This window comes from Streptomyces sp. NPDC102402, assembly GCF_044765765.1.
Classification (GTDB): domain Bacteria; phylum Actinomycetota; class Actinomycetes; order Streptomycetales; family Streptomycetaceae; genus Streptomyces.
On sequence record NZ_JBIWKR010000020.1, the window covers coordinates 31,736 to 53,997 of the forward strand.

General features: G+C 72.0%; 23 protein-coding genes. 11 read left to right on the top strand and 12 right to left on the bottom strand.

All coding sequences use genetic code 11. The features are described from left to right. Nucleotides 1-131: 131 nt before the first annotated feature. Nucleotides 132-1,007, top strand: coding sequence for a hypothetical protein (locus ACIRJR_RS33645; protein WP_403787930.1), 876 nt, complete (start codon nucleotides 132-134; stop codon nucleotides 1,005-1,007). 49 nt (nucleotides 1,008-1,056) lie between these two features. On the opposite strand, the gene ACIRJR_RS33650 is transcribed toward ACIRJR_RS33645, so the two are convergent. The 3 genes from ACIRJR_RS33650 to ACIRJR_RS33660 all read right to left on the bottom strand — a co-directional run bounded on the left by ACIRJR_RS33650 (nucleotide 1,057) and on the right by ACIRJR_RS33660 (nucleotide 3,027). Next, on the bottom strand, nucleotides 1,057-1,599 hold the full coding sequence (locus ACIRJR_RS33650) for an MOSC domain-containing protein (RefSeq protein ID WP_403788050.1): 543 nt from the start codon (nucleotides 1,597-1,599) through the stop codon (nucleotides 1,057-1,059). After that, nucleotides 1,596-1,778 carry a hypothetical protein gene (locus ACIRJR_RS33655; RefSeq protein WP_028442276.1) on the bottom strand — a complete coding sequence of 61 codons (183 nt, stop codon included), beginning with the start codon at nucleotides 1,776-1,778 and terminating at the stop codon, nucleotides 1,596-1,598. Before ACIRJR_RS33655 ends, ACIRJR_RS33650 begins: the two co-directional genes overlap by 4 nt. A 184-nt stretch (nucleotides 1,779-1,962) precedes the next feature. Continuing rightward, a complete protein-coding gene (locus tag ACIRJR_RS33660) occupies nucleotides 1,963-3,027 on the bottom strand; it encodes a fatty acid desaturase family protein (protein WP_403787932.1) in 1,065 nt (354 codons plus the stop codon). 258 nt (nucleotides 3,028-3,285) lie between these two features. Between ACIRJR_RS33660 and ACIRJR_RS33665 the strand changes: the two genes are divergently transcribed. The 3 genes from ACIRJR_RS33665 to ACIRJR_RS33675 all read left to right on the top strand — a co-directional run bounded on the left by ACIRJR_RS33665 (nucleotide 3,286) and on the right by ACIRJR_RS33675 (nucleotide 8,136). Then, a complete protein-coding gene (locus ACIRJR_RS33665) occupies nucleotides 3,286-6,156 on the top strand; it encodes a DEAD/DEAH box helicase (RefSeq protein WP_403787934.1) in 2,871 nt (956 codons plus the stop codon). Beyond that, the gene (locus ACIRJR_RS33670; protein WP_403787936.1) at nucleotides 6,156-7,448 is read left to right on the top strand and encodes an SWF or SNF family helicase; all 1,293 of its coding nucleotides are present in this window, start codon (nucleotides 6,156-6,158) and stop codon (nucleotides 7,446-7,448) included. The genes ACIRJR_RS33665 and ACIRJR_RS33670 overlap by 1 nt, the downstream gene beginning before the upstream one ends. Before the next feature lie 106 nt (nucleotides 7,449-7,554). Continuing rightward, a complete protein-coding gene (locus ACIRJR_RS33675) occupies nucleotides 7,555-8,136 on the top strand; it encodes an N-acetylmuramoyl-L-alanine amidase (RefSeq protein WP_403787938.1) in 582 nt (193 codons plus the stop codon). 47 nt (nucleotides 8,137-8,183) lie between these two features. Here the strand turns inward: ACIRJR_RS33675 and ACIRJR_RS33680 are convergent, their stop codons facing one another. Both ACIRJR_RS33680 and ACIRJR_RS33685 read right to left on the bottom strand, forming a co-directional pair. Beyond that, the gene (locus tag ACIRJR_RS33680) at nucleotides 8,184-9,848 is read right to left on the bottom strand and encodes an MFS transporter (protein WP_403787940.1); all 1,665 of its coding nucleotides are present in this window, start codon (nucleotides 9,846-9,848) and stop codon (nucleotides 8,184-8,186) included. Nucleotides 9,849-10,031: 183 nt separating this feature from the next. Then, a complete protein-coding gene (locus tag ACIRJR_RS33685) occupies nucleotides 10,032-10,706 on the bottom strand; it encodes a lytic polysaccharide monooxygenase (RefSeq protein ID WP_403787942.1) in 675 nt (224 codons plus the stop codon). A 245-nt stretch (nucleotides 10,707-10,951) separates the two neighbouring features. On the opposite strand from ACIRJR_RS33685, the gene ACIRJR_RS33690 reads away from it, so the two are divergent. From ACIRJR_RS33690 to ACIRJR_RS33710, 5 genes are all read left to right on the top strand, one after another. Continuing rightward, nucleotides 10,952-11,395: a hypothetical protein gene (locus ACIRJR_RS33690; RefSeq protein ID WP_403787944.1), complete on the top strand. Its 444-nt coding sequence runs from the start codon at nucleotides 10,952-10,954 to the stop codon at nucleotides 11,393-11,395. 2 nt (nucleotides 11,396-11,397) lie between these two features. Continuing rightward, the gene (locus ACIRJR_RS33695) at nucleotides 11,398-12,417 is read left to right on the top strand and encodes a PHP domain-containing protein (RefSeq protein ID WP_403787946.1); all 1,020 of its coding nucleotides are present in this window, start codon (nucleotides 11,398-11,400) and stop codon (nucleotides 12,415-12,417) included. Nucleotides 12,418-12,527: 110 nt separating this feature from the next. After that, a complete protein-coding gene (locus ACIRJR_RS33700) occupies nucleotides 12,528-13,490 on the top strand; it encodes an iron-containing redox enzyme family protein (protein WP_403787948.1) in 963 nt (320 codons plus the stop codon). A 44-nt stretch (nucleotides 13,491-13,534) separates the two neighbouring features. Next, the gene (locus ACIRJR_RS33705) at nucleotides 13,535-14,218 is read left to right on the top strand and encodes a HemK2/MTQ2 family protein methyltransferase (RefSeq protein WP_403787950.1); all 684 of its coding nucleotides are present in this window, start codon (nucleotides 13,535-13,537) and stop codon (nucleotides 14,216-14,218) included. Further along, the gene (locus tag ACIRJR_RS33710; RefSeq protein WP_403787952.1) at nucleotides 14,202-14,402 is read left to right on the top strand and encodes a CDGSH iron-sulfur domain-containing protein; all 201 of its coding nucleotides are present in this window, start codon (nucleotides 14,202-14,204) and stop codon (nucleotides 14,400-14,402) included. The genes ACIRJR_RS33705 and ACIRJR_RS33710 overlap by 17 nt, the downstream gene beginning before the upstream one ends. Nucleotides 14,403-14,408: 6 nt before the next feature. Here ACIRJR_RS33710 and ACIRJR_RS33715 read toward each other — a convergent pair whose 3' ends face one another. After that, nucleotides 14,409-15,647, bottom strand: coding sequence for an aromatic acid exporter family protein (locus ACIRJR_RS33715; RefSeq protein ID WP_403787954.1), 1,239 nt, complete (start codon nucleotides 15,645-15,647; stop codon nucleotides 14,409-14,411). 127 nt (nucleotides 15,648-15,774) lie between these two features. On the opposite strand from ACIRJR_RS33715, the gene ACIRJR_RS33720 reads away from it, so the two are divergent. Both ACIRJR_RS33720 and ACIRJR_RS33725 read left to right on the top strand, forming a co-directional pair. Next, entirely contained in the window at nucleotides 15,775-15,957 is a 183-nt protein-coding gene (locus ACIRJR_RS33720; RefSeq protein WP_403787956.1) for a DUF6480 family protein, read from the top strand. Beyond that, entirely contained in the window at nucleotides 15,954-16,568 is a 615-nt protein-coding gene (locus ACIRJR_RS33725; RefSeq protein ID WP_403787958.1) for an endonuclease, read from the top strand. The genes ACIRJR_RS33720 and ACIRJR_RS33725 overlap by 4 nt, the downstream gene beginning before the upstream one ends. Before the next feature lie 6 nt (nucleotides 16,569-16,574). Here ACIRJR_RS33725 and ACIRJR_RS33730 read toward each other — a convergent pair whose 3' ends face one another. From ACIRJR_RS33730 to ACIRJR_RS33755, 6 genes are all read right to left on the bottom strand, one after another. Further along, nucleotides 16,575-17,324, bottom strand: coding sequence for a hypothetical protein (locus ACIRJR_RS33730; RefSeq protein WP_403787960.1), 750 nt, complete (start codon nucleotides 17,322-17,324; stop codon nucleotides 16,575-16,577). Nucleotides 17,325-17,485: 161 nt separating this feature from the next. Then, complete coding sequence (locus tag ACIRJR_RS33735) at nucleotides 17,486-17,680, bottom strand: hypothetical protein (protein WP_403787962.1); 195 nt, start codon at nucleotides 17,678-17,680, stop codon at nucleotides 17,486-17,488. A 155-nt stretch (nucleotides 17,681-17,835) separates the two neighbouring features. After that, the gene (locus tag ACIRJR_RS33740) at nucleotides 17,836-18,726 is read right to left on the bottom strand and encodes a phosphatidylinositol-specific phospholipase C/glycerophosphodiester phosphodiesterase family protein (RefSeq protein ID WP_403787964.1); all 891 of its coding nucleotides are present in this window, start codon (nucleotides 18,724-18,726) and stop codon (nucleotides 17,836-17,838) included. 229 nt (nucleotides 18,727-18,955) lie between these two features. Then, nucleotides 18,956-20,077, bottom strand: a complete 1,122-nt coding sequence (locus ACIRJR_RS33745) for an acyl-CoA dehydrogenase family protein (RefSeq protein WP_403787966.1) — start codon at nucleotides 20,075-20,077, stop codon at nucleotides 18,956-18,958. Beyond that, entirely contained in the window at nucleotides 20,074-21,264 is a 1,191-nt protein-coding gene (locus ACIRJR_RS33750) for an acyl-CoA dehydrogenase family protein (RefSeq protein ID WP_403787968.1), read from the bottom strand. The genes ACIRJR_RS33745 and ACIRJR_RS33750 overlap by 4 nt, the downstream gene beginning before the upstream one ends. Further along, nucleotides 21,261-22,229 carry an NADPH:quinone oxidoreductase family protein gene (locus ACIRJR_RS33755; RefSeq protein ID WP_403787970.1) on the bottom strand — a complete coding sequence of 323 codons (969 nt, stop codon included), beginning with the start codon at nucleotides 22,227-22,229 and terminating at the stop codon, nucleotides 21,261-21,263. Before ACIRJR_RS33755 ends, ACIRJR_RS33750 begins: the two co-directional genes overlap by 4 nt. Nucleotides 22,230-22,262 lie beyond the last annotated feature (33 nt).

Genomic DNA, 22,262 nt, shown 5'->3' on the forward strand with positions numbered 1-22,262 from the left:
CGGCGCCCCCGGCCGGCCGGTCGCGTCCCGGGTCACGTGGCCGTTACCGCTCGTCAGACCCTCGACGACAGGGTTACCGAGTAGTTAAGGTGCGCCGACGGACCAAGCGATCTGGGATGAGGATGGGTGCTGTGGCTGGGACGGACGACACGGTCGCGGACGACGACTCGCTGTTTGTGCTGACCGCGGTGCTGCTGACCCCCGCGCAGTTCCCCAGCGTGCTCGGCGACGACTACGTGGCAGCGTGTGCCGCGCTCGGCCTCGAGCCGTACGCGGAGGGGTACGGCCTCGTCCTCGGCCAGGACAGCGGGGGCGCCCGCTGGACGGTCGTCGTCGAGGACGTCTCGCTCGTGGCTGTCGCCATCGCCTCGTGGGACTGCGGGATGGAGTACGACCTCTCCCCCGACGACCGCTCGGTGGTGTGCGCGCTGCCGGGATGGCCGCTCGCGCTGGCGGTCCGCGCACCCGGCGTGCCCGAGCCCCACGACCCGTCGCCGGATCCGGAGGGCGAGGGCCCGGCGCCGCTGACGCCGCCGGACACCGAGGTCTGGGGAGCTCCGCAGCGGCGGCTCGGCGCGGACGAGATCGCGCTCCAGTGGACGGCGTGGCGCGGGCAGATCGACGACGAGACGGCGTTCGGGACCTCCGGGGACCGGGCGCCCGACGGTGGTTCGCGGGCCGGCGAGACCGGGCCGGATGTCGACGGCGGGAGTGCCGCGAAGTCCGACGGATCCGGCCGGCACCCCGGCGTGCGCAGGGCGCTCGAGGCGGCCCGGGCCTACGTCGCCTCTCCGCCCCCGCCGGGCCGGATCCGTTCGGCCTTCGCACCTGGCGGGGCTCGTACGCTGCGCGCGGACGGACCGGGCTGGTCCCTCGTGGCCAGGACCGACGACATCGCCTTCGTCCTCCTGGACGAGGAGCCGGGCGAGGTCATGACCGTCGGCCGCGGTCCGGAGCTGCCGGGGTTGCTGAAGTCGCTCGACGAACTGGCCGTCCGGCCTTCCTGACCCGGCGCCGCGTTCGGGCCGCAGGGATCGGCCGGACCGCCCGTACGTGCTACACGCGCTCCAGTGGACGGTGCGGTCCGGCGGGCAGCTCGGCCCTGACCGGGTCACCGGGCCGTACGGCTCCGCCCGCCCTGACGACTCCCATGATCCCGGCCCTGCGGACGACGGTGCCGTCGTCCGCGCGGCCGACGAGGTGCTTGAGCAGGCCCTCACGGAAGAGGTCGATCTGCAGACACGGGTTCCGCAGGCCGGTCACCTCGACGACGGCGTCGTCCCCGAGGCGGAGCAGCGTCCCCGACGGGAGGCCGAGGAGATCGATCCCGCTCGTGGTGACGTTCTCCCCGAGATCACCCGGGCCGACCTCGAATCCGGCCCGCCTCAGCTCGGCGAACAGCTCCTCATGGATGAGGTGGACCTGACGCAGATTGGGCTGCGTCGGGTCCTGGGCGACCCGTGAGCGGTGCCGGACCGTGACACCTGCGTGGACGTCGCCCTCCACGCCGAGCCCCTCCAGGAGCGTCACGCTGCCCCTGTTCGGCTTGGTGAAGGCGTACTCGCCGTTACTGCTCACCGCTGTGACGATGCTGTTCAGCGCCCGATCTCCTTGCGGCTGATCCTGCGGAGCCTGCGCCTCTGCGAGGGGTCGAGCATGAGGTATCCCACCGTGGGTACGCCGATGAGGACCAGCAGTGACCACCAGAATCCGATGAACGGAATCAGGACGACTGCCGCGACGACTCCTCCGATGGCGATCTTTGCGCCGTTCGACATGATCCATCCTCCTCCGCGGCCGGAGCCGCTCCTGGTGAGAGAACGCCTGCGCGCCTCTGTCGGTTCCAGCTCTCCGCCGGCATCCTGCGGCCGTGCCTCCGGATCAGGCCGGACCGGCCGGACGCAGGGCCCTGACACAGGGCCCGGACGCACGGCCCGCGAGCCCGGTCCGGGCCGGAAGGTCCTAGCGGAGCGGTTCGCCGACCTCGTGCATGTGCTGGAGCGCCTGCCGGTAGGACTCGATGATCCCCGTCTCCGCGTACGGCATCCCGATCGACGCGCAGTGCGCCTTGACCAGCGGCTGCGCCAGCCGCAGGTGGGGACGCGGCATGCTCGGGAAGAGATGGTGCTCGATCTGGTAGTTCAGCCCGCCGAGGAACCAGTCGGTGAGCACCGCGCCGCGCACGTTGCGCGAGGTGAGGACCTGACGCTGCAGGTGTCCCCAGCGGTCGCCGTCCGGGTCGGGCATCTCCATGCCCTTGTGGTTCGGGGCGAAGGCCATCCCGAGGTGGAGACCGAACAGCGCGTGGTGCACGAGGGCGAAGACGACTGCCTTGCCCGGGGACATGACGGTCAGCAGCAGCGTGGCGTACAGCGCGAGGTGCCCGGCCAGCAGGAGGCCGGAGAGCGCGCGTTCGCGGACGGGCTGGCGGCGCAGGAACTGGAAGCCGTAGATCTTGAGCGCGATGCCCTCGAGGAGCAGCATCGGGAAGAAGAGGCGTGCCTGGTTACGGGTGAGCCAGCGGGCGAATCCCTCGCGCTGAGCCGCCTGCTTCTGTGTCCACACCAGGGCGCCGACCCCGACGTCCGGGTCCTTGTCTATGTGGTTCGGGTTGGCGTGGTGGCGTACGTGCTTGTCGTTCCACCATGCCTCGTTCATGCCGAGGAGCAGATTGGCGTGCACGAGGCCGACGGCCCGGCCGGCTCTGCGGTCGCCGGTTATCTGGGCGTGTCCCGCGTCGTGCCCGAAGAAGGCCGTGCGGGTCCACAGGATCGCCAGAGGCAGGGCGAGGAACAGGTTCCACCAGGTGTCTCCGAGGAGCACCATGCCGGTGACCACGGCTCCGAGGGCGGTCAGGTTGGCGGCGATCCCCGCCGCGTACCAGCCGGTGCGCCGATCGAGGAGTCCCTGCCCCTTGACGGTCTTCAGGAGCGGCGCGAAGTCACTTCCGGGGGCCGGGGGTTCCGCCGGCCCCTCCGATCCGTCGCGGGTGTTCTGCGCAACGGGGGCTGCTACCGCCTGGGGCATGACGTCTCCGGTTTCTGGGCATCTGCGCTGACCTCGTCAAACGTACGGAGGGCGGGCCTGCGGGAGCCATGGCGCCATCACCCCGGCCGTGCGGGGGAAATCCCCCGTGTCCGGTGGTGGTGGGGGCTGTACCCCAGGCTTCAGAAGGCAGAAACGAGTGAGGTGGATCACTGGGCATTTCTCCCGGGACGGGCCGTGGATGGAGTACCCTCGGCGACCCCGGGCTCACTAGTCAAATTTGAGGAATCTGACATCGCTGTGCACAGGCTCCCTGCGGAAACGCTCGACGAGATCTCTGAAATGTCCCGCTGCTCCGCAGTCTTCCTCCCCGCGGATCCGCCCCGTACGGGCCGGATCGCGTTCTGGAATGCGGACGGTAGCACCCCTCCCCGCGATGCGGGGAGTCCGGCGGAGCTGGCGGTCGCCGGAACCGACACCCGCACTCGCAAGGTCCCGGCGTCGCTGGTGCCGGTGCGCGACGCGCTGCCGGTCCTGACGCGGGCGCGCACGGGCGCGCACGCTTCCCCGTCCGCGGCTTTCTGGGGCGCCGCGGGAGTGCTCGCGCTCCAACTCGCCGCGCGCGGGCTGCTCCTGCCGGGGCTGAGCCCCAGTGACCGCGACGCCTGGCGGGCCGGCCCGCTGACCGCGGACGATCTCGAGCGGATCCAGGCCCTGGCCGCGTCCATGCCTCCCGAGGCCCACGCGGTACCGCTCGACGGGACGGACGGCCCGGTGATGCTGCCCGGTCCCGAGCCGTTGCTGCGATCGTTCATCGACGCCGTGGTGGACGGGCTGCCCCGCACACCGGCGGCCGAATTCGTCACCGGCTCGGCGGCGTTCGCCGCGCCCGCCCCACAGCACCATCCCGGACTGCGGTCCTGGGCAGCCGATGTGGCGGCCGGTCACGACGCCGGCGTGAGGCTGTCCCTGCGCGTCGAGGTCACGGGACTCACCGAAGCGGAGAGTGCGGACGGGTCCGGCCGCGCACCCTCCTTCCGCGCGGTCCTCCAGATCCACAGCGTCCGGGATCCCGCCCTGGTCGCCGACGCGGCGGATGTGTGGGCCGACCGGTCCCCCGCCGCGTCGCTGTTCGGTCCGCGTGCCCGGATGGACGCCCTGCTCGCGCTGCGGCGCGCCGCGCGGGCCTGGCCCCCGCTGGCCCCGCTCCTGTCGGCGGCCGTTCCGGACGCGGTCGAGCCGGCCGACGAAGAGATCGCGGAGCTGCTGGGCCCCGCCGCGAAGGCGCTCGCCACCACGGGTGTCCAGGTGCACTGGCCCAGGGAACTGTCGGGGAAGCTCACCGCGAGAGCGGTGATCGGCCCTCGGGACGACGGAGCGACGACAGTGGGGCGGGCCGGTTCGGACACGCCGTCCCTCCTGTCGGCCGACTCCCTGCTCGCGTTCGACTGGGGGTTCGCGCTCGGTGACCGGCAGCTGAGCCGGGAGGAACTCGACCGACTGGCGGAGGCGGGCCGGCCGCTGGTCAGGCTGCGCGACCAGTGGGTCCTCATCGATCCCGAGGACGCCGAGCGCGCCCGCGAGACCAGGGACCGCAAGGTCACGCCCATCGACGCACTGGGCGCCGTACTGACCGGCACCACCGACATCGGCGGACGCCGGATCGAGGTGGCCGCGACGGGCTGGCTCGAACAGTTGCGGGCACGGATCGCCGATCCGCAGGCCGGAGGCCCGCCGACGGTCGGGCAGCCGGAGGCGCTCGACGCGAGCCTGCGCGACTACCAACTGCGCGGTCTGAACTGGCTGCACACCATGACGTCGCTCGGCCTGGGCTGCTGCCTCGCCGACGACATGGGACTCGGCAAGACCATCACCCTCATCGCCCTCCATCTGCACCGGCAGGGCGTCGAACCGGCCGCGGGTCCCACCCTGGTGGTGTGCCCGACCTCGCTGATGGGGAACTGGCAGCGGGAGATCGAGAAGTTCGCGCCCGGCACACCCGTACGCCGGTTCCACGGCCCGTCGCGTTCGCTGGAGGGGCTGGCCGACGGCGAGTTCGTCCTCACCACGTACGGCACGATGCGCCTCGACGCGGGGCGGCTGGCGCAGGCGTCATGGGGCATGGTCGTCGCCGACGAGGCACAGCACGTCAAGAACCCGCATTCGGCGACGGCCCGGCAGCTGCGCACCATCGGAGCACGGGCCCGCGTCGCCCTCACCGGGACTCCGGTCGAGAACAGCCTCTCCGAGCTGTGGGCGATCCTCGACTGGACGACGCCCGGACTTCTCGGGCGGCTCGGCACGTTCCGCACCCGTTACGCGAGCGCGGTGGAGGGCGGCAACGACCCCGCGGCGGCCGAACGGCTCGCCTCGCTGGTCCGTCCGTTCCTGCTGAGGCGCCACAAGTCCGACCCGGGTATCGCGCCGGAACTTCCGCCGAAGACGGAGACCGACCGCGCGGTCTCCCTCACGGCGGAGCAGACCGGTCTGTACGAGGCGGTGGTGCGCGAGACCCTCGACGAGATCTCGGGCGCGGACGGTTTCGCGCGGCGCGGGCTCGTCATGAAACTGCTGACGGCGCTCAAGCAGATCTGCAACCACCCGGCGCAGTACCTCAAGGAGGAGCGGCCACGGATCGTGGACCGTTCGGGGAAGGTGGAGCTGCTGGACGAGCTGCTCGACACGATCCTCTCGGAGGGCGCGAGCGTGCTGGTGTTCACCCAGTACGTCCAGATGGCGCGCCTGCTGGAGCAGCACCTGGCGGCTCGCGGGATCAGCACCCAGTTCCTGCACGGTGGCACCCCGGTCGCCGAACGGGAGGCGATGGTGAACCGCTTCCAGGCGGGTGAGGCACCGGTGTTCCTGCTGTCGCTCAAGGCCGCGGGCACCGGGCTCAACCTCACCCGGGCCGGCCACGTCGTGCACTTCGACCGCTGGTGGAACCCTGCCGTGGAGGCACAGGCCACCGACCGTGCGTACAGGATCGGGCAGACCCAGCCGGTACAGGTCCACCGGCTGATCGCCGAGGGCACCGTCGAGGACCGGATCGCCGCCATGCTGGCGCGGAAGCAAGGGCTCGCGGACGCGGTGCTCGGCAGCGGCGAGGCCGCGCTGAGTGAACTGAGCGATGCCGAACTGGCCGAACTGGTCGAGCTGCGAGGGGGCGCGTGATGAGCGAAGGATATGAGCCGGAGCGTACGTTCGCCGCACTCCCGCCCGCGCAGGGACGCGCGTTCGCGTCGTCCTGGTGGGGCAGGGCGTGGCTGAAAGCCCTGGAGGACACGGCGCTCGACGGTCAGCAGCTCAAGAAGGGGCGGAAGCTGGCCCGCGAGGGCAGGGTCGGCGCGGTGTCCGTCCGGCCCGGCCGGCTCACCGCGGTCGTGCAGGACAACGACTCGACGGCGCACCGCAGCGACGTGCTGCTCCAGGAGCTGAGCGAGGAGGACTGGGACCGCTTCCTGGACATGGCGTCCGAGAGGTCCGGGCACATCGCGGCCCTGCTCGACCGTGAGATGCCGCCGCACCTGGTGGAGGACGCGGCTGCCGCCGGGCTCGACCTGCTGCCCGGGATCGGCGACCTCGAGCCGGAGTGCCGCTGCGAGGCCTGGGACCACTGTCCGCACACGGGCGCCCTGTGCTACCAGGTGGCGCGGCTGCTCGACCAGGATCCCTTCGTGCTGCTGCTGTTGCGGGGCCGGGACGAACGGTGGCTGCTCGACGAGCTTCAGGCACGCAGTGCCGCTCGCGCAGTCCGCGACCCGGGTGGGGCACGGGCAGCGGGGCGCCCTGCCGAGGAGGCGCCGCCGCGCGGGGTGCGTGCGGACGAGGTGTTCGCCGCCCGGGACGTCCTGCCGCCGCTGCCGCCTCCTCCGCCTCTGCCCACGGAGCCGGGCATGTCGCCGTCGCTGGACACGGAGACGGGTCCGGAGGCCGGGATCGATCCCGGCGCACTGGAGTTCCTGGCCGCGGACAGCGCCCTGCGGGCGTTCGCGATGCTTGCGGAGGCACTCGCACCCGGTCACGGACAGCGCGCCCCGGCAGCGGAGTTGACACCTGAGCAGGACGCGGTGCGCATGGCGGCCGACGGCCGGCCGTGCGCCCGCGTCACTTCACGGCTCGCCGCGGGCTCCGGACGCGGGCCGGCCGGCCTCGACGTCGCGGTACGGGCCTGGCGCCACGGCGGGACGACCGCTCTCGCGGTGTGCGACGAGGAGTGGGAACCCGGCCCGGACCAGCTCGCCCGGGCGCACGCACAGCTCGGCGCGGCGTGGGAGGAGGGGGAGGGACCCCGCCTCCGTGCCGTCGGCAACCGCTGGACCGTGGTCGGTTCCGGTGCCCAGTTGAGGTACGGGCGCGACGGGAGGTGGTGGCCGTACGCCAAGGAGGGCAGCCGGTGGGTGCCCGCCGGCCCGGCGGAGGAGGACCCCGCGGCGGCGCTGGCCGGGGTGCTGTCCGGCCGGTGAGGGCCAGGCGCTCGTCACGTACGGTCCGCGTCCGCGCGGAACCGTACGTGTGGGGCGGCGCGTGTTGTGCCGTAGACCGGACCACGTCCCACGCACAGGAGTGCTGATGCAGCGCAGGCGGATTCTCCAGGGCGCCGCGGTCACCGCCGCCGCGGCGCTCCTTCCCGCGTCCGTCCGGGCTGTGGCCGCTCCCACGGCGGAGACGGACCACCCCGGCGCGCAGTGGCACCCGGCATCGGCGTCCAACCACACGCCTTCGAGCCGCCCTTCGGCTCATCCGGTCGATCTGGTGGTCATCCACGTGGCCCAGCAGACGTTCTCGCAGACGATCGGCATCTTCCGGAATCCGGCCAAGCAGGTGTCCGCACACTACGTGGTGCGTTCGGGCGACGGTTTCGTGGCGCAGTGCGTGCGGGAACGTGACATCGCCTGGCATGCGGGGAACTGGGAGCACAACACCCGCAGCATCGGCATCGAACACGAGGGCTGGGTCGACCAGCCCTCCTACTTCACCCCCACGATGTACGAGCGCTCGGCCCGGCTCACGGCGGACATCTGTGACCGGCACGGCCTGCCCAAGGACCGCGCGCACATCATCGGCCACCACGAGGTGCCGGGCAGCGACCACACCGACCCGGGGGTCCACTGGGACTGGGTGCGCTACATCCGCCTGGTCAACCTGGCCTGAGGCGGCTCGCCCGGGGCGGGCGGTGGCGCGGACCGCGGCGCCTCGCCCTACCCGTGCGGAGGGGGGCCTTCGTCTTCCTCCCGTCCGCGTACCGGGGCCCCGGTGCCCCGCGCCTCGTCCGGACGTCCGTCCCCGGTTGCGCCGTCCGCCGGCTCCTCGTCCCCCATCGGCGTCGCCATGGCCCCACCGCCTCGCAGGCGTTCCAGGTCGGAGGAGCGGACCTGGATGACCAGGAGTGCGATCAGCGCGGCCACGACGGAGAAGGCGGCGGCGGCCACGAAGGCGCTGGAGACGCCCGAGGCGAGCACCTGGTCACCCCATGGGGCGGGGAGCTCTCCCGTCCTGCGGAACTGGAGCTGCTGGGCGGGGGTCGCCTCGGACAGGAAGCGGGGCACCTGGTCCGTCGCCTCGTTGCGGCTGGCCGTGCCGAACACGGTGACCAGAATGGAAAGTCCCAGCGAACCACCCACCTGCTGGGTGGCGTTGAGGACTCCGGACGCGGCGCCCGCCTCTCTCGGCGCCACACCCGAGACGGCCATCAGCGTCAGCGAGACGAACTGCATGCCCATACCGAAGCCGAAGACCAGCAGAGGCCCGAAGATGCTGCCGAGGTAGGTGCTGTCGACGTCCGTCCGGGTGAGCCAGCCGAGCCCTGCCGCGGCGAACACCGCACCCGCCACCATGAAGGGCTTGGGCCCCCATCTGGGCAGCAGCTGGGAGGCCAGTCCCGCGCTGACGGCGATGATCGCGCTCACCGGCAGGAAGGCGAGACCGGCCCGCAGCGGGCTGAAGTCGAGAATGTTCTGCACGAAGAGGGTCAGGAAGAAGAACATCCCGAACATGGCCGCGGCGAGGCTCAGCATCATGCCGTAGGCGCCGGAACGATTGCGGTCCCGGAACATGCGCAGCGGTGTGATGGGCTGCTTCGACCCGCGCTCGACCGCCAGGAAGGCGGCGAGGAACGCAACGGCGGCGGCGAAGGCACCGATGGTCAGGCCGTCGCTCCAGCCGTCCTCGGACGCCCGGATGAAGCCGTAGACGAGCAGCACCATGCCCAGGGTGGAGGTGAGGGCACCCAGGACGTCGAAGTGACCGGGATGCCGTTCGGATTCCTTGATGTAGCGGGGCGTCGCGAAGGCGATCAGCAGGCCGATGGGCACGTTGACGAAGAACACCCAGCGCCAGTCGAGCCACTCCACGAGCACGCCGCCGGCGAGCAGCCCGATCGCGCTTCCGCCCGCCGAGACGGCCGCGAACACGCCGAACGCCCGGTTGCGCTCGGGGCCTTCGTCGAAGGTCGTCGTGATGAGGGAGAGGGCGGTCGGCGAGGCGATCGCGCCACCCACGCCCTGCAGGGCACGCGCTGCCAGCAGTTGCCAGGACTCCTGCGAGAGTCCCCCCAGCAACGAGGCCAGGACGAAGAGCAGAACGCCGAAGACGAAGACCCGCCGGCGCCCGAGAATGTCGCCCAGGCGCCCGCCGAGCAGCAGCAGCCCGCCGAAGGTCAGGGTGTACGCGTTGATCACCCAGGACAGGCTCTCGGTCGAGAAGCCGAGGGAGTTCTGGATGTGCGGCAGGGCGATGTTGACGATGGTGATGTCGAGAACCACCATCAGCTGGCACGAGGCGATGACGAGCAGGGCGATCCCCTTGCCGTGGCCCCGCTTCGGGGTTCCGGCAACCGGCGTGGACTTCGCCCGGGGATCCGTCATGACTCCGTGTCCCGGACGTGAGCGTGAAGAGGGAAAACGTTCACCCGTCGACGTTATGGCGGACCTGGCGGCGCCGCCAATCGATCACCGGCCGGCGGCGGGGACGGGGCTCCGGGCCAATCGCCCGGTGTCCCGCCGGACATGAGGTGACCGGCGGGACGGGGCACGGCCGGAAAAGCTGGATCAGGTGAAGTTCACGTCGCTGCAGAGGAAGTACGTCTGGTCCATGTGCGACGCCTGCCAGATCGTGTAGACGACGTGACGTCCGCTGAGGCCGGAGGTGCTCACCGGGATCTCGTAGTCCTGGCCGGGCGCATAGCTGCCGGTCTCGGCGACCAGCTGAAGGTCGCTCCAGGTCAGCGCCTCGGTCGCGGGGTCGAAGCCCTCCCGGCTGACGTAGACCTGGAAGTAGTCCGCGCCGTGGCCGGCCTGGTCGTACAGCTTCACGGTGAAGTCGCCGGTGACGTCCGTGGTCTTCCACGCACCGACCGTGTCGAGGGAGTTGTACCGGCCGCTCTCCGTCCGGCCGCCGCTGCAGAGCTGGCCGTCGGGAACGGCGGCGGGGAAATCACCGCCGGAGCCGTTGCGGTACAGCCCGTTCCAGTTCCACATGGCGTTGGGATCGGCCTGCCATGCCTGCCAGCACATGGGGTCTTCCTGCTCCATGGCGGGATTCTGGAAGTCGTCGCCCCAGCGCAGCCAGCAGCCGTAGTTGCGGGAGGCCGGGTCGACGACGGAACCGTGGGCGCTCGCGGTTCCTGTCCACGGGAGGAGACAGAGGAGGGCGGCGACGAAGACGCCGCAGAGGCGCAGCGCCCAGCCGCCTAAGCTTGGATTGACGCGATCATGACAATTCATGGGTGTGGTCTCCGTTTCGGGGAGGTGGGGGATCCACCGGCGTGGGAGCGCTCCCGCGCCTCTTGGGCTTTGCCCTCCCGCTCCCGCCTCAAACATCGAGTCGCGGCAGGAGACGCCGCCGGAAGGAACGGCGGCCCCGGCGGCATCTCCTGCCGCGACTCGGCGACGGTGGCCCGGGCGGCAGCACTCACCCTTTCGGCGTTCCGGCGGGACGCGGCGCCCGTGACGTGTGCAGAGTCGTAGGCATGAGTGAGAGCCGTGGTCCCGACGGGCCCGATGACGAGCACGTACGGCCGCCCGGGGCCGGCGACACGACCGTGGAGGCGCTCGGGGCGCTGACGGAGGCGCTGGAGAAGGTGGAGCGTGCCCGGGGGCAGCTGTACGGCTTCCACCAGCTGACGGGCGGTGCCGACCTCACGCTGGACCGCGCGGTCGAGCTGCTCAGGATGGGCGGCCACGCGGAGCAGGCCGATCTCCTGCAGCGGGAGATCGTGGGCCGCGACGTCGTACCCGGCTGCTGGACCTTCCAGCTCGTCGAGGCGTACGACGACACGTACTACCGGCCGTTCGTCGAGGTCGAGGCACGGGTCCGCCAGGAGCTCGTGGGAGGGCGTCGTCATCTCTTCGAAGCGGAGATGAAGGAAGCCCGCCGGACGCACGGGCACCCTCAGCACACCGCGCGGCCCTGAGGATGGAACCGGAAGACGCCCTGCGGCGGATCGCGTTCCTCCTGGAACGGTCCCGGGCGACCACCTACCGGGTGAAGGCCTTCCGCACGGCGGCCGCCGCCATCAGTTCCATGGACGCGGGGGAGGTCGCCGAGCGACTGGCCCGCGGTTCGCTGGAGACGGTACGCGGCATCGGACCCAGGACGGCCACGGTGATCCGCGAGGCCGCGGGGGGTGCGACCCCCGGCTATCTCGCGTCGCTGGAGGAGGAGGCGGCGGCGCCGCTGGCCTCCGGCGGTGACACGCTCCTCGCCGCGCTCCGGGGCGACTGCCACATGCACTCGGACTGGTCCGACGGAGGCAGCCCGATCGCCGAGATGGGCCGGACGGCGATCGAGCTGGGTCACGAGTGGGCGGTACTCACGGACCACTCCCCCAGGCTGACCGTGGCCAACGGGCTTTCGACCGGGCGCCTGCTCGATCAGCTGGCCGTCGTGGCCGAACTCAACGAGCAGTGGGCGCCCTTTCGCCTGCTCACCGGGATCGAGTGCGACATCCTGGCCGACGGCTCGCTCGACCAGGACCCCGACGTGCTGGAGCGCCTCGACGTGGTGGTCGTCTCGGTGCACTCGAAGCTCCGCATGGACAGGTCGGCGATGACGGAGCGGATGCTCGCGGCCGTTCGCAGTCCGCACGCCGACGTCCTGGGGCACTGCACGGGCCGGCTCCTCGGCAGGAAGCCCCGGCCCCGGTCGGAGTTCGACGCCGAGCGGGTCTTCGCCGCGTGTGCCGAGGCGGGGACGGCGGTGGAGATCAACTGCCGCCCGGAGCGGCTCGATCCGCCGCGCGACCTGCTCAGGCAGGCGGTCGACTCGGGGGCTCTGTTCTCGATCGACACGGATGCCCACGCGCCGGGTCAGCTCGACTGGCAGGTCTACGGCTGCACGCGGGCGGAGGAGTGCGCAGTGCCCGTGGAACGCGTCGTCAACGCATGGCCCGTGGACCGGCTCCTGGACTGGACGCGGGAGAAGGCGGGACCGTAGGCCTCTTTCGCGGGTGCGCCGACGTGGACGAGCCGGTCACGGCCGCCCGGCGTAGAGTCGATCACGGTTGTCCGTGTGACTCGGGAGCTTGCCGGGGCAGGAGGAAAGCCATGTCAGGTCAGCGCACCGACCCTGCCCTTCCGCGAGCGCGCGGAGAGCTCTCCGCCGGAGTGACCGGCTACCTGCGTGGCGACGGCTCCCTGCCGGATCCGGGAGCGCCGCGGACCGCCGAACCCTACGGCGATGATCTGCAGCTCGCCCTCTACGTCTGCTACGAGCTGCACTACCGCGGATTCGCCGGGGTACGTCCCGAGCTGGAGTGGGACCCGCCGCTCCTCGCGGTCCGCGCGGCACTGGAGGACCGCTTCCTGGGCGCCCTGCGGCACGACACCCCGGTGGCCCCGGGCCTCGACGAGATCCTGGACGGTCTCCTGGTCGAACCCGTCCACGGATCCGGTGTCTCCTGGTTCCTGCAGGACCAGGGCGAGTTGCACCATCTGCGCGACTACGCGATGCAGCGCTCCCTGTACCACCTCAAGGAGGCGGACCCCCATGCCTGGGTGCTTCCCCGGCTCAGTGGGCGCGCCAAGGCGGGCATGGCCGCGATCGAGTACGACGAGTTCGGTGCCGGGCGCGCGGACCGCGTGCACGCGCGGCTGTTCGCCGGCCTCATGACGGATCTGGGCCTCGACAACGCCTACGGCGGCTACCTGGACGAGGGCCGCGCTCCCATGCTGGCGCTCGTGAACCTGATGTCCATGTTCGGGCTCCACCGCAGGCTGCGCGGTGCGCTGGTGGGCCACTTCGCCGCTGTCGAGATCACCTCCTCCCCCGCGTCACGCCGCCTGGCCCGCGCGATGAAGCGCACCGGGGCCGGCCCGGCCGCGGAGTTCTTCTACACCGAGCACGTCGAGGCGGACGCGGTCCACGAGCAGGTGGTGCGCCGCGACGTCATCGGTGGCCTGCTGGACGACGAACCCGCTCTGGCGGCCGACATCGCGTTCGGCATCGGCGCCACCTCGTACCTCGAGGACCGGCTCGGAGACCGGCTGCTGGCGGACTGGCGGTCCTGAACCGCCGACCGCACCCGCCGGCGCGGCACCGAAGGGAAACGCATATGTCCGCAGACCTGGCACAGGGCACCCGTCCCACCCGGTTGATGACCCTCCCGGGGGTGTACGCCCCCCAGCACGACACCCGCCTGCTCATGGCCGCCCTGAGCCGGGAGGCCATCGGCCCGGGCACCGAGGTCCTGGACGTCGGCACCGGGAGCGGCGCGCTCGCTCTGCACGCGGCGCGCGTGGGTGCGCGGGTGACTGCCGTGGACATCGCCCGGCGGGCCGTGGTGACGGCGCGGCTCAACGCCCTGCTGCACCGGCGGCGCATCAGCGTCCGGCGCAGTGATCTGTTCTCGGCTCTGCCGGGCCGGTCCTACGACCTGGTCATCTGTAATCCGCCGTATGTGCCGTCGCCGGTGGGCCGGCTTCCCGGACACGGTGCGGCGCGCGCCTGGGAAGCGGGTTCCGACGGCCGGGCCATCCTCGACCGGGTCTGTGAGACCGCCCCGGCTGCGCTGCGCCCCGGCGGCCGCCTCCTGCTCGTGCACTCCGGCCTCTGCGACAGCGACGTCACCCTGCGGCGGCTCTCCGACGCGGGGCTGCGCGCCCGGGTGAGTGACCGTGCCCTGGTGCCGCTCGGGCCCGTGCTGCGTTCGAGACTGCGGTGGCTCCGGGAGACGGGGCTGGTGACCGAGGGGGAGACGGCGGAGGAACTGGTGGTCATCCGTGCCGAACACGCCTGAACGCCCCTGCCGGGTCACTCTCGGCGACGAAGGGCCGCTCCTGGTCGAGGGACCGGTGGAAGTCACCTGTGCTGACGGCAGCGTGGCTGTCTCCGACCGGTTCGTCGTCGCCATATGCATGTGCCGGCGCAGCCGGATGTACCCGTGGTGCGACACGAGCCACCGACGCCGTTCACAGGACTGACGTCGCTCACTCCCCGAGCCGCAGACGTGCCGGCGCCACGCCGCGCAGCCGGCGCGACACGGCCCGCAGACGCGGGTGGCGTTGGTGCGCCTCGGCCGAGCGCCGGTCCAGTTCCTCGGCCAGACGCTCCGTGCGCTTGTCGATGTCCAGTTCGTCGAGGATCCGGTCCACCTCCGCGAGCAGCGCGCCGTGCAACTGCCACTGCCTGGGGTGTTCCTGAACGTCCTCGAGCAGCAGATCCGCGACGCGGTCGCGTGTGGCTCGGCTGCGGGCGAGCGCGTCGGCGAGAGCTTCCTCGGCCTCCTCGCCGCTCTCGGCCATCGGCGTGGTGATCATGACTGCGAACCCCTCGATCGCGTCGGACATGTGCCCGAACAACTCCCTGAGGCCACTGGCCACGTCCTCGGGGAAGAGCCTCTCGTCGGTCCGGGCCTTGGCGAGGTCGGTCAGGGTGCGGGTCAGGACGCGCAGCACAACGGCGCAGATCTCCAGCGTGTCGAGGCCGGTGCGCAGGACGACGCGGGAGAGCAGCCCCTGCTTGACACGGGGGTTGAGCATCAGGCTCTCCTCGGCCTGCCGCAGGGACGCGTCGACCTCCACGATGTCGTGGTCCAGGCGGCGCGCCTCGTGCAGGCGCGCGGCGGCTTCCCGCACCGGGTGATTACCGCCGATCTCCTCCCCCAGGGCCCGGAACATCGTCCCCATCCTGCCGCCGAGTCCACCGATCGAGACGCCCGCCGACTCGACCCAGACGGGCGGTGCCAGCAGGAGGTTGAAGAGCAGCCCGACACCGGCACCGATCAGTGTCTCCAGCACGCGCAGCCAGGCGCTGGCCGCGACCTGGGAGACGCCGAGGACGAGCATCGCGCTGATGGCGACCTCGGGTACGAACTCGTTGACCCGGACCAGGCGGCCGATCAGCAGGGATGTGAAGATCGTCAGTCCGAGGGTCCACCAGCTCAGACCCACCAGGGCGCTGAATCCGCCCGAGATCAGCACCCCGACCACCACGGCGTTCACTCGTCGGATACCGGTGGTGAGAGTGGCGTAGAGCGTCACCTGGACCACGAGGAGGGCGGTGAGGGGCGCGGTCAGAGGTGAGGGGTGCGGGTCGGGCAGGGCCCACTGGGCCACCACGAAGGCGATGACGGCCGCCGCGGTCGACCGGAGGGTCTGGACCGCGGCCGGCTCGGTGGTGCGCTGGACGAGTTTGACGACGGGCTCGGGTGTGGAGACTGCAGGCATTCCTTGACGGTGCCCCGATCCATGGTTCCGCAGCGCTTCGGGGACCGGTCGGACTCCGTACGGACGTACGCGTGCGGCCATCGGCACCGGCCTCGCGGCCTCGGTCGTTCGGGAGGATGGTGGACGTATGGCTATCTCACTCACGCCGCCCGGGGAGACACCTCCCGCAGAGGGCTGCATAAGCGAAGCACACGTCGAGCGTGCCGACGGAGGGATGTGGGAGCACCCCGTGTTCTGGGCAGCCCTGGTGATGCTGGGCTCACTCGTCGTCGCCGGGTACTTCATCGCCCGCGTCTTCGGGTTCACGTGAGCGCGCGCCGGACCATGGACGACCTGTTGGAGCGGCACGGCACCACCTACGCGGACGAGGCGGGGATCCGGCTGCGGGACACTCCTCGCCCCTTGTACCAGTTGCTCGTGCTGAGCCACCTGCTGAGCGCGCGGATCCGTGCGGAGATCGCGGTGGCGTCGGCGCGGGCGCTCTTCTCGCACCGGCTGTGGACGCCGCGGCGTATGGCCGACGCCACGTGGCAGGAGCGCGTCGACGCGCTGGGCGAGGGCGGCTACCGCCGGTACGACGAGCGGACGGCCACGCAGCTCGGGGACGGGGCTCTTCTTCTGCTCGACGCGTACGGAGGTGATCTGCGCCGCCTGCGCCGGGGGGCCGACGGCGACAAGGCCGCGCTGCGGGCAGGGTTGCGGCGCTTCCCCGGAATAGGGCCTGCCGGCGCCGACATCTTCCTCCGCGAGGTGCAGAGGGTGTGGCCGGAGACGGCTCCCCACCTCGACGCCAAGGCCCTTCAGGGAGCGGAACGGCTGGGGCTGCCCACGGAGCCGGACAGGCTGGTCCGGCTGGCGAAGGGCGAGGATGCCGCTGTGCTCGCCGCCGCACTGGTGCGCAGCGCGCTGGTCGGGGGCTGAGCCGGATCAGCCCGTCGGGCGCCGTTTGCCCGGTTTGGTGGAGCGGCCCTCCACGAGCGCGCGCCGGATCCGGGACGCGGTCGCGCGGGCGTGGTCCGTGGTGGCCGTGCGGTCCGCGACCGAGGTGACGAAGCGGTGGGTGGGACGCAGACACTGGTCGCACGGCGTGTCGGAGGTGATCAGGTAGCCGTCCTCGCACTGGGGGTTCGCGCAGCGGCCGGGGCCCACGAGCGCCTCGGCGATCTCCTGTGGTGCCCAGCGGCGCCGGCCGTCCTCGTCCTTCTCGTGCAGGGCGTGGGACCAGCGGACGTTCCACCGGCGTTCGAGCCGCTCCAGGAGCTGGTCGGGAGTGCGCCGGCCGAGTTCCTGATGGATCAGGTCGTGCACGGTCCGCGGGTGGCGGTGGCCGAGCGCCTGGACCAGCGGTTGCGGAAGCGCCTGAAGGATGTATCCGACCGGGTCGCCCGCCGCACGCTGGCGCCACTCGCGGCAGGTGCAGGGACCTTCCGCGGGGAGTATCCGCTGGCATCGGCCGCACCGGCCCCGGCATTCCGCGCAGAGTCCGTCGTCGAGTCCGTCCACGTGGGGTGCGGGTGCCCGGCCGCAGTCCCGGCAGCAAGCGGCGCACGGACCGCAGAGGCGCTCGTCGCCGGACTTCGTCGTCCACTGGCGCTGCTGGCAACGGCAGCACAGGGCGTTGTTGCAGTACTCGTGGTGCGCGGCGCCCGACTGCCGGCCGGGGGGCGGGAATGACATCGCTGCGTTCTCCAGGTGCGTGGCGTGGAACAGTCAGGTCCAAGCCATGTCGACGAAGCGCGCGCAGGGGCCCTCGCACGACGGTATCGCCCCGGCCTGGTCCCGTGCGGCGCTGAGCCGCTGTCGGTCCACATTCTCCCGCATCCGGACGGTGCGCGGGGTCAGGGCCTCAGGCCGCTGACGACGTTCGCGGTCGCGGTGATCCCCTCGTGGATGGTGGGAGCCATGCTCGTGCCCGCCAGAAGGAATCCCAGCAGGCCACAGACGATCGCGTGGGAGATCTTGAGTCCGCCGTTGCGCAGGAAGATCGCTGCGAGAACCAGCAGGAGCAGCACCACTGAGATCGAAACGGCCATGGCCAACCTCCTCCGCCGCGCCGGAATTGCGGCATTCGGCCGCCAGTCTGGCGCAGCGGAGGGACCGTCCGGCGCACTGGCGTGTCCGCCGAACGAGTGTTGACGCACGGTGACCGGATGTGACGTCCGGTCCGGACCGCCCGCTTCGACGCCGGTCAGCGGTTCCGGCGGCCGGCCGGCTCACGGCGGCGGAGGAACGTCTCCAGCCCTGCCAGGTCGTCGGTGTTGAGGTGGTCGACGCCCGCGGCGACCAGCTCGGTCCACACGGCGTCCCGTTCCGGTCCGGCGAGGTCGGGCGTGCCCCAGAAGCGGATCCGCTGTCCGCCGGCGTGGGCGGCCGCGACGAGCGTGCGCAGCCGGTCCCGCTCGGCCGCGGGGAAGGGGCCGGTGCCCCGCCAGCCGAAGCTCGTGCTCCAGTTGCCGCTGACGAGAGGCATGAAGGATGCCGGGGCCCCGGTGCCCAAGTCCTCCAGCCGGCCGTCGTAGAAGGCGTACCGGGTGGTCTGTGCCTCCATCGGGGCCCGGGCGGCGCGGTCTCCCGAGATGACCGGTGTGACCGCGCCGGTGCGGACCCGTCCGTGGACGGAGCGGCTGAGGACGGGGCGGTAGCGGCGGAGCACGCGGTCGAGCGCGAGGTAGGTGGCGGCGCCGTCGGTCTTGATGTCGATGAGCAGCTGCAGCGGGTCGGGGTACCCGGCGTGGACGGAACCGTGGTGGGCGCGGACCCGGTCCAGCAGGGGGTCGAGATAGAGCGAGACGAGGGTGCGCGCGGGGTCGAGGCTCTCGGCCTCGTGGGCGACGAGCAGCTCGCCGTCCACGAGGAAGATGTCCGCCTCGACACTGGTGAAGCCGTGCGCGAGCGCGTCGTGGAGGGGGCGGGCGTGCAGGTAGTCGTTGTGCGCGTGGGCCCGGGACAGCGGGTGGGGGCCATGGGGGCGGCCGGGCTTGGTGGGCGCGGCGGCGGCCGTCCGGGCGGGGACGAACACGCCTGCGGCGGCGGTGGCGAGCGCGGTGGTGACGACTCTGCGGCGGGTCAGGTGTGCCACGGGGTCTCCCTGGAACGGTGGGGCGGGCGGGGGGGACGCGACGAGTATGGGGGCGCGTACGCAACAAAAGGCAGGTACCTGCCAAGAGTTGGAGTCGTCGTCGTCCGCGCGTCGACTGCGCCCCGCCCGCTGTTCCGCTGCCCGCCCGCATGTCCCGGTCATGTCCCGCGCGGGACATGACCGGGCGGGGGCACACGCCGACCGCGTGTACCCCCGCCTCCGGGCCGCCCTACGGAGCGGGAAGCTCCACCAGCCCGGCGACGGACTCGCGGTGGCGTCCCGCGGTTCCGTACGCGATCGAGTCGGCCTTGGCCCGCTTCAGGTACAGGTGCGCGGGGTGTTCCCAGGTCATTCCGATCCCGCCGTGCAGTTGTACGCACTCCTCCGCCGCGTGCACCGCGACCCCGGAGCAGTAGGCCTGGGCCACGGCCACCGCGAGCGGGGCGTCGGGGCTGCCGGTCGCCAGTGCGTCCGCGGCGTTGCGGGCGGCGGCGCGCGCGGAGACGACTTCCAGCCAGAGCTGCGCCATCCGGTGCTTGAGTGACTGGAACGATCCCACCGGCCGGTTGAACTGATGGCGTTCGCGGGTGTGCCGGACGGTCTCGGTCAGGCACCACTCCGCCAGCCCCAGCTGCTCCGAGGCGAGCAGTCCGGCACCGGAGAGCAGCCCCCTGCCGATGGCCTCGGCCGCGGGGCCGGCCTCTGCCAGCAGCGTTCCGGTGGCCCCGGCCAGGGTGACCGTGGCGAGCGGGCGGGTCAGATCGAGCGGGACGAGCGGCTGGACGGTGACACCTTCCCCGCCGGTCTCCACCGCGTACAGGCCGTCGGCGGTGGGGACCAGCAGCACGTCGGCGGCGACCGCCTCCGCGACGCCGGACACGGTCCGCTCCAGGTCGCCGGCCATCGCACCCGCCGCGTCCGCGGGGGCCGTGGCGAACGGCAGGGCGAGCACGGCGACCTTGCGGCCGGCCGCGAGGTCGCCGAGGAGCTCGGCGACCGGCCCGTCCTGCGCACCGAGCGCGAGGAGGACCTCGGTCGCGACGACGGCGCTCGTCAGGTACGGCGCCGGGGCGACGCTGCGGCCGAGCTCCTCGAGGACCACGGCGGCTTCGCGATGCGTGGCGCCCTGGCCGCCGAGCTTCTCCGGAACGAGCAGTCCGGCCGCGCCGATCCCTGCGGCGAGCGATTCCCACAGCCGCTGGTCGTACGGCGTGTCGGACTCGGTCCCGGCGATCACGGTCGGCGCGTCGGCGCGGTCGGCGAGCAGTGACCGCACGGCGGAGCGCAGATCGTCCTCGGCCTCCGAGTACAGCAGGTCGGGCGCCTGGGCGGGTTCGGTCTGTACGGTCATCGGGCAAGATCCTTCCAGGCGACGTCCTTGTCGTTACGCGGCTCGACGGGCAGGCCGAGGACGCGCTCGGCGACGATGTTGAGCAGCACCTCGCTCGTACCGCCCTCGATGGAATTTCCCTTGGACCGCAGGTAGCGGTAACCGGCGTCGCGCCCGGTGAAGTCGACGAGCTCCGGGCGGCGCATGGTCCAGTCGCTGTACAACAGGCCTTCGTCACCGAGGAGTTCGACCTCGAGCCCGCTGATCTCCTGATTGAGGCGCGCGAACGCGAGCTTCATGCCGGAGCCTTCGGGCCCGGGCTGCCCGGCGACGAGCTGCTGGCGAAGCCGCTCGCCGGTGAGCCGGGCGACCTCGGCCTCGACCCACAGGGTGAGCAGGCGCTGGTGCAGGTCGTGGGTACGCAGCGCGGGCTGCTCGCGCCAGGTCCTCGCGACGGTGCCGATCATGCCTCCCTCACGGGGGGTGCGGGCTCCGCCGATCGAGACGCGCTCGTTCATCAGGGTGGTCTGGGCGACCTTCCAGCCGTCGCCCACGGGCCCCAGACGCCTGTTGTCCGGGATGCGCACGCCGGTGAGGAAGACCTCGTTGAACTCGGCCTCACCGGTGATCTGGCGCAGTGGCCGCACCTCGACGCCGGGGTCGGTCATGTCGCAGATGAAGTAGCTGATGCCGCGGTGCTTGGGGACGTCCGGGTCGGTGCGGGCGATCAGGATCGCCCAGCGGGCGACATGAGCGCTGGACGTCCACACCTTCTGCCCGTCGACCACCCAGTCGTCGCCGTCCCTCACCGCGCGCGTGCCCAGTGCGGCGAGGTCGGATCCGGCACCGGGCTCGCTGAAGAGCTGGCACCACACCTCCTCTCCGATCCACAGCGGGCGCAGGAAGCGCTGCTTCTGCTCGTCGGTCCCGTAGCCGAGGATCGTCGGGGCGGCCATCCCGAGGCCGATGCCGATGCGGCGCGGATCGTTGTCCGGTGCCCCGGCGGCGGCCAGTCCGGCATCGACGACGGGCTGCAGGCTGCGGGACGCGTCGAGTCCGCCGAGCCCGACGGGGTAGTGCACCCAGGCGAGGCCGGCGTCGAAGCGCGCCGCGAGGAATTCCGCGCGGCCGGTGGTGGCCGGCGGGTGGGCCGCCAGCAGCTCCTGGGTGAGGCGGCGGATCTGTGCCGCGTCGATCGCGGTGCTCATCGGGTGCCTCCTGACGGCAGGACGACGATGCGGCCGGTGCTGGTGCCGTCGGCGACGCGCTGGACAGCTCGCGCGGCGTCGGCCATCGGGGCACGCTCGCTGATCAGCGGCTTGACGACGCCCTGGGCGGCGAGCTTGGCGAGCTCGTCGTGGCAGGCGCGGACGGCCGCGGGGTCCTTGGTGTTGTACAGGCCCCAGTGGAGCCCGACGATCGAGTAGTTCTTCACCAGGGCGTGGTTGAGGCCCGGCGTGGGGATGGTTCCGCTCGCGAAGCCGACGACGACCACGCGGCCCTCGAAGGCGATGCACTTGACGGACTTGGCGAAGGCGTCGCCTCCGACCGGGTCGTAGACCACGTCCGCACCGCGTCCGGCCGTGGCCTCCTTCACCACCGCGACGATGTCCTCGCTCCGCCGGTCGATGACCAGGTCGCAGCCCAGCTCGCGGGCGATGGCGGCCTTCTCCGGACCACCGACGACGCCGATGACCGTGGCCCCGGCGGCCTTGCCGAGCTGAACGGCGGCACTGCCGACGCCGCCCGCGGCCGCGTGCACCAGCAGCGCCTCACCGGCCTGCAGACGCGCGCGCCGGTGCAGGCCGAACCAGCCGGTCTGGTAGCCGATGTGCAGCGCGGCGGCCTCGGCGTCGTCCAGGGCGTCGGGGGCCGGCAGCAGGGCCGCCTCGTCGGCGACCACGTACTCGGCGAACCCGCCCTGAGGAAGCGAGGGAGTGGCGAGAACCCGGCGGCCGTCCTCCGTCTCGCCACAGATCTCGACACCGGGGGTGAACGGCAGCGGGGGCCTCACCTGGTACTGGCCGCGGCAGAGCAGCGCGTCGGGGAAGTTGATGTTCGCCGCGCGTACCTTGAGCAGCACCTGCCCGTCCCCGGGGACCGGCCGGTCCGTCTCCTCGAGCTCCATCACCTCGCTCGGCTCGCCGTTCCGGTGCACTCGCCATGCCTGCATGAGGGGCCTCCACAACACTGTCGGCATTACCAC

Excerpts from the sequence above, each read along its gene's own strand:
- ACIRJR_RS33655 (WP_028442276.1), bottom strand. The coding sequence starts at position 1,778 with ATGTCGAACGGCGCAAAGATCGCCATCGGAGGAGTCGTCGCGGCAGTC.
- ACIRJR_RS33660 (WP_403787932.1), bottom strand. The coding sequence starts at position 3,027 with ATGCCCCAGGCGGTAGCAGCCCCCGTTGCGCAGAACACCCGCGACGGA.
- ACIRJR_RS33670 (WP_403787936.1), top strand. The coding sequence starts at position 6,156 with ATGAGCGAAGGATATGAGCCGGAGCGTACGTTCGCCGCACTCCCGCCC.
- ACIRJR_RS33675 (WP_403787938.1), top strand. The coding sequence starts at position 7,555 with ATGCAGCGCAGGCGGATTCTCCAGGGCGCCGCGGTCACCGCCGCCGCG.
- ACIRJR_RS33680 (WP_403787940.1), bottom strand. The coding sequence starts at position 9,848 with ATGACGGATCCCCGGGCGAAGTCCACGCCGGTTGCCGGAACCCCGAAG.
- ACIRJR_RS33685 (WP_403787942.1), bottom strand. The coding sequence starts at position 10,706 with ATGAATTGTCATGATCGCGTCAATCCAAGCTTAGGCGGCTGGGCGCTG.
- ACIRJR_RS33690 (WP_403787944.1), top strand. The coding sequence starts at position 10,952 with ATGAGTGAGAGCCGTGGTCCCGACGGGCCCGATGACGAGCACGTACGG.
- ACIRJR_RS33695 (WP_403787946.1), top strand. The coding sequence starts at position 11,398 with ATGGAACCGGAAGACGCCCTGCGGCGGATCGCGTTCCTCCTGGAACGG.
- ACIRJR_RS33700 (WP_403787948.1), top strand. The coding sequence starts at position 12,528 with ATGTCAGGTCAGCGCACCGACCCTGCCCTTCCGCGAGCGCGCGGAGAG.
- ACIRJR_RS33705 (WP_403787950.1), top strand. The coding sequence starts at position 13,535 with ATGTCCGCAGACCTGGCACAGGGCACCCGTCCCACCCGGTTGATGACC.
- ACIRJR_RS33715 (WP_403787954.1), bottom strand. The coding sequence starts at position 15,647 with ATGCCTGCAGTCTCCACACCCGAGCCCGTCGTCAAACTCGTCCAGCGC.
- ACIRJR_RS33720 (WP_403787956.1), top strand. The coding sequence starts at position 15,775 with ATGGCTATCTCACTCACGCCGCCCGGGGAGACACCTCCCGCAGAGGGC.
- ACIRJR_RS33730 (WP_403787960.1), bottom strand. The coding sequence starts at position 17,324 with ATGTCATTCCCGCCCCCCGGCCGGCAGTCGGGCGCCGCGCACCACGAG.
- ACIRJR_RS33735 (WP_403787962.1), bottom strand. The coding sequence starts at position 17,680 with ATGGCCGTTTCGATCTCAGTGGTGCTGCTCCTGCTGGTTCTCGCAGCG.
- ACIRJR_RS33745 (WP_403787966.1), bottom strand. The coding sequence starts at position 20,077 with ATGACCGTACAGACCGAACCCGCCCAGGCGCCCGACCTGCTGTACTCG.
- ACIRJR_RS33750 (WP_403787968.1), bottom strand. The coding sequence starts at position 21,264 with ATGAGCACCGCGATCGACGCGGCACAGATCCGCCGCCTCACCCAGGAG.
- ACIRJR_RS33755 (WP_403787970.1), bottom strand. The coding sequence starts at position 22,229 with ATGCAGGCATGGCGAGTGCACCGGAACGGCGAGCCGAGCGAGGTGATG.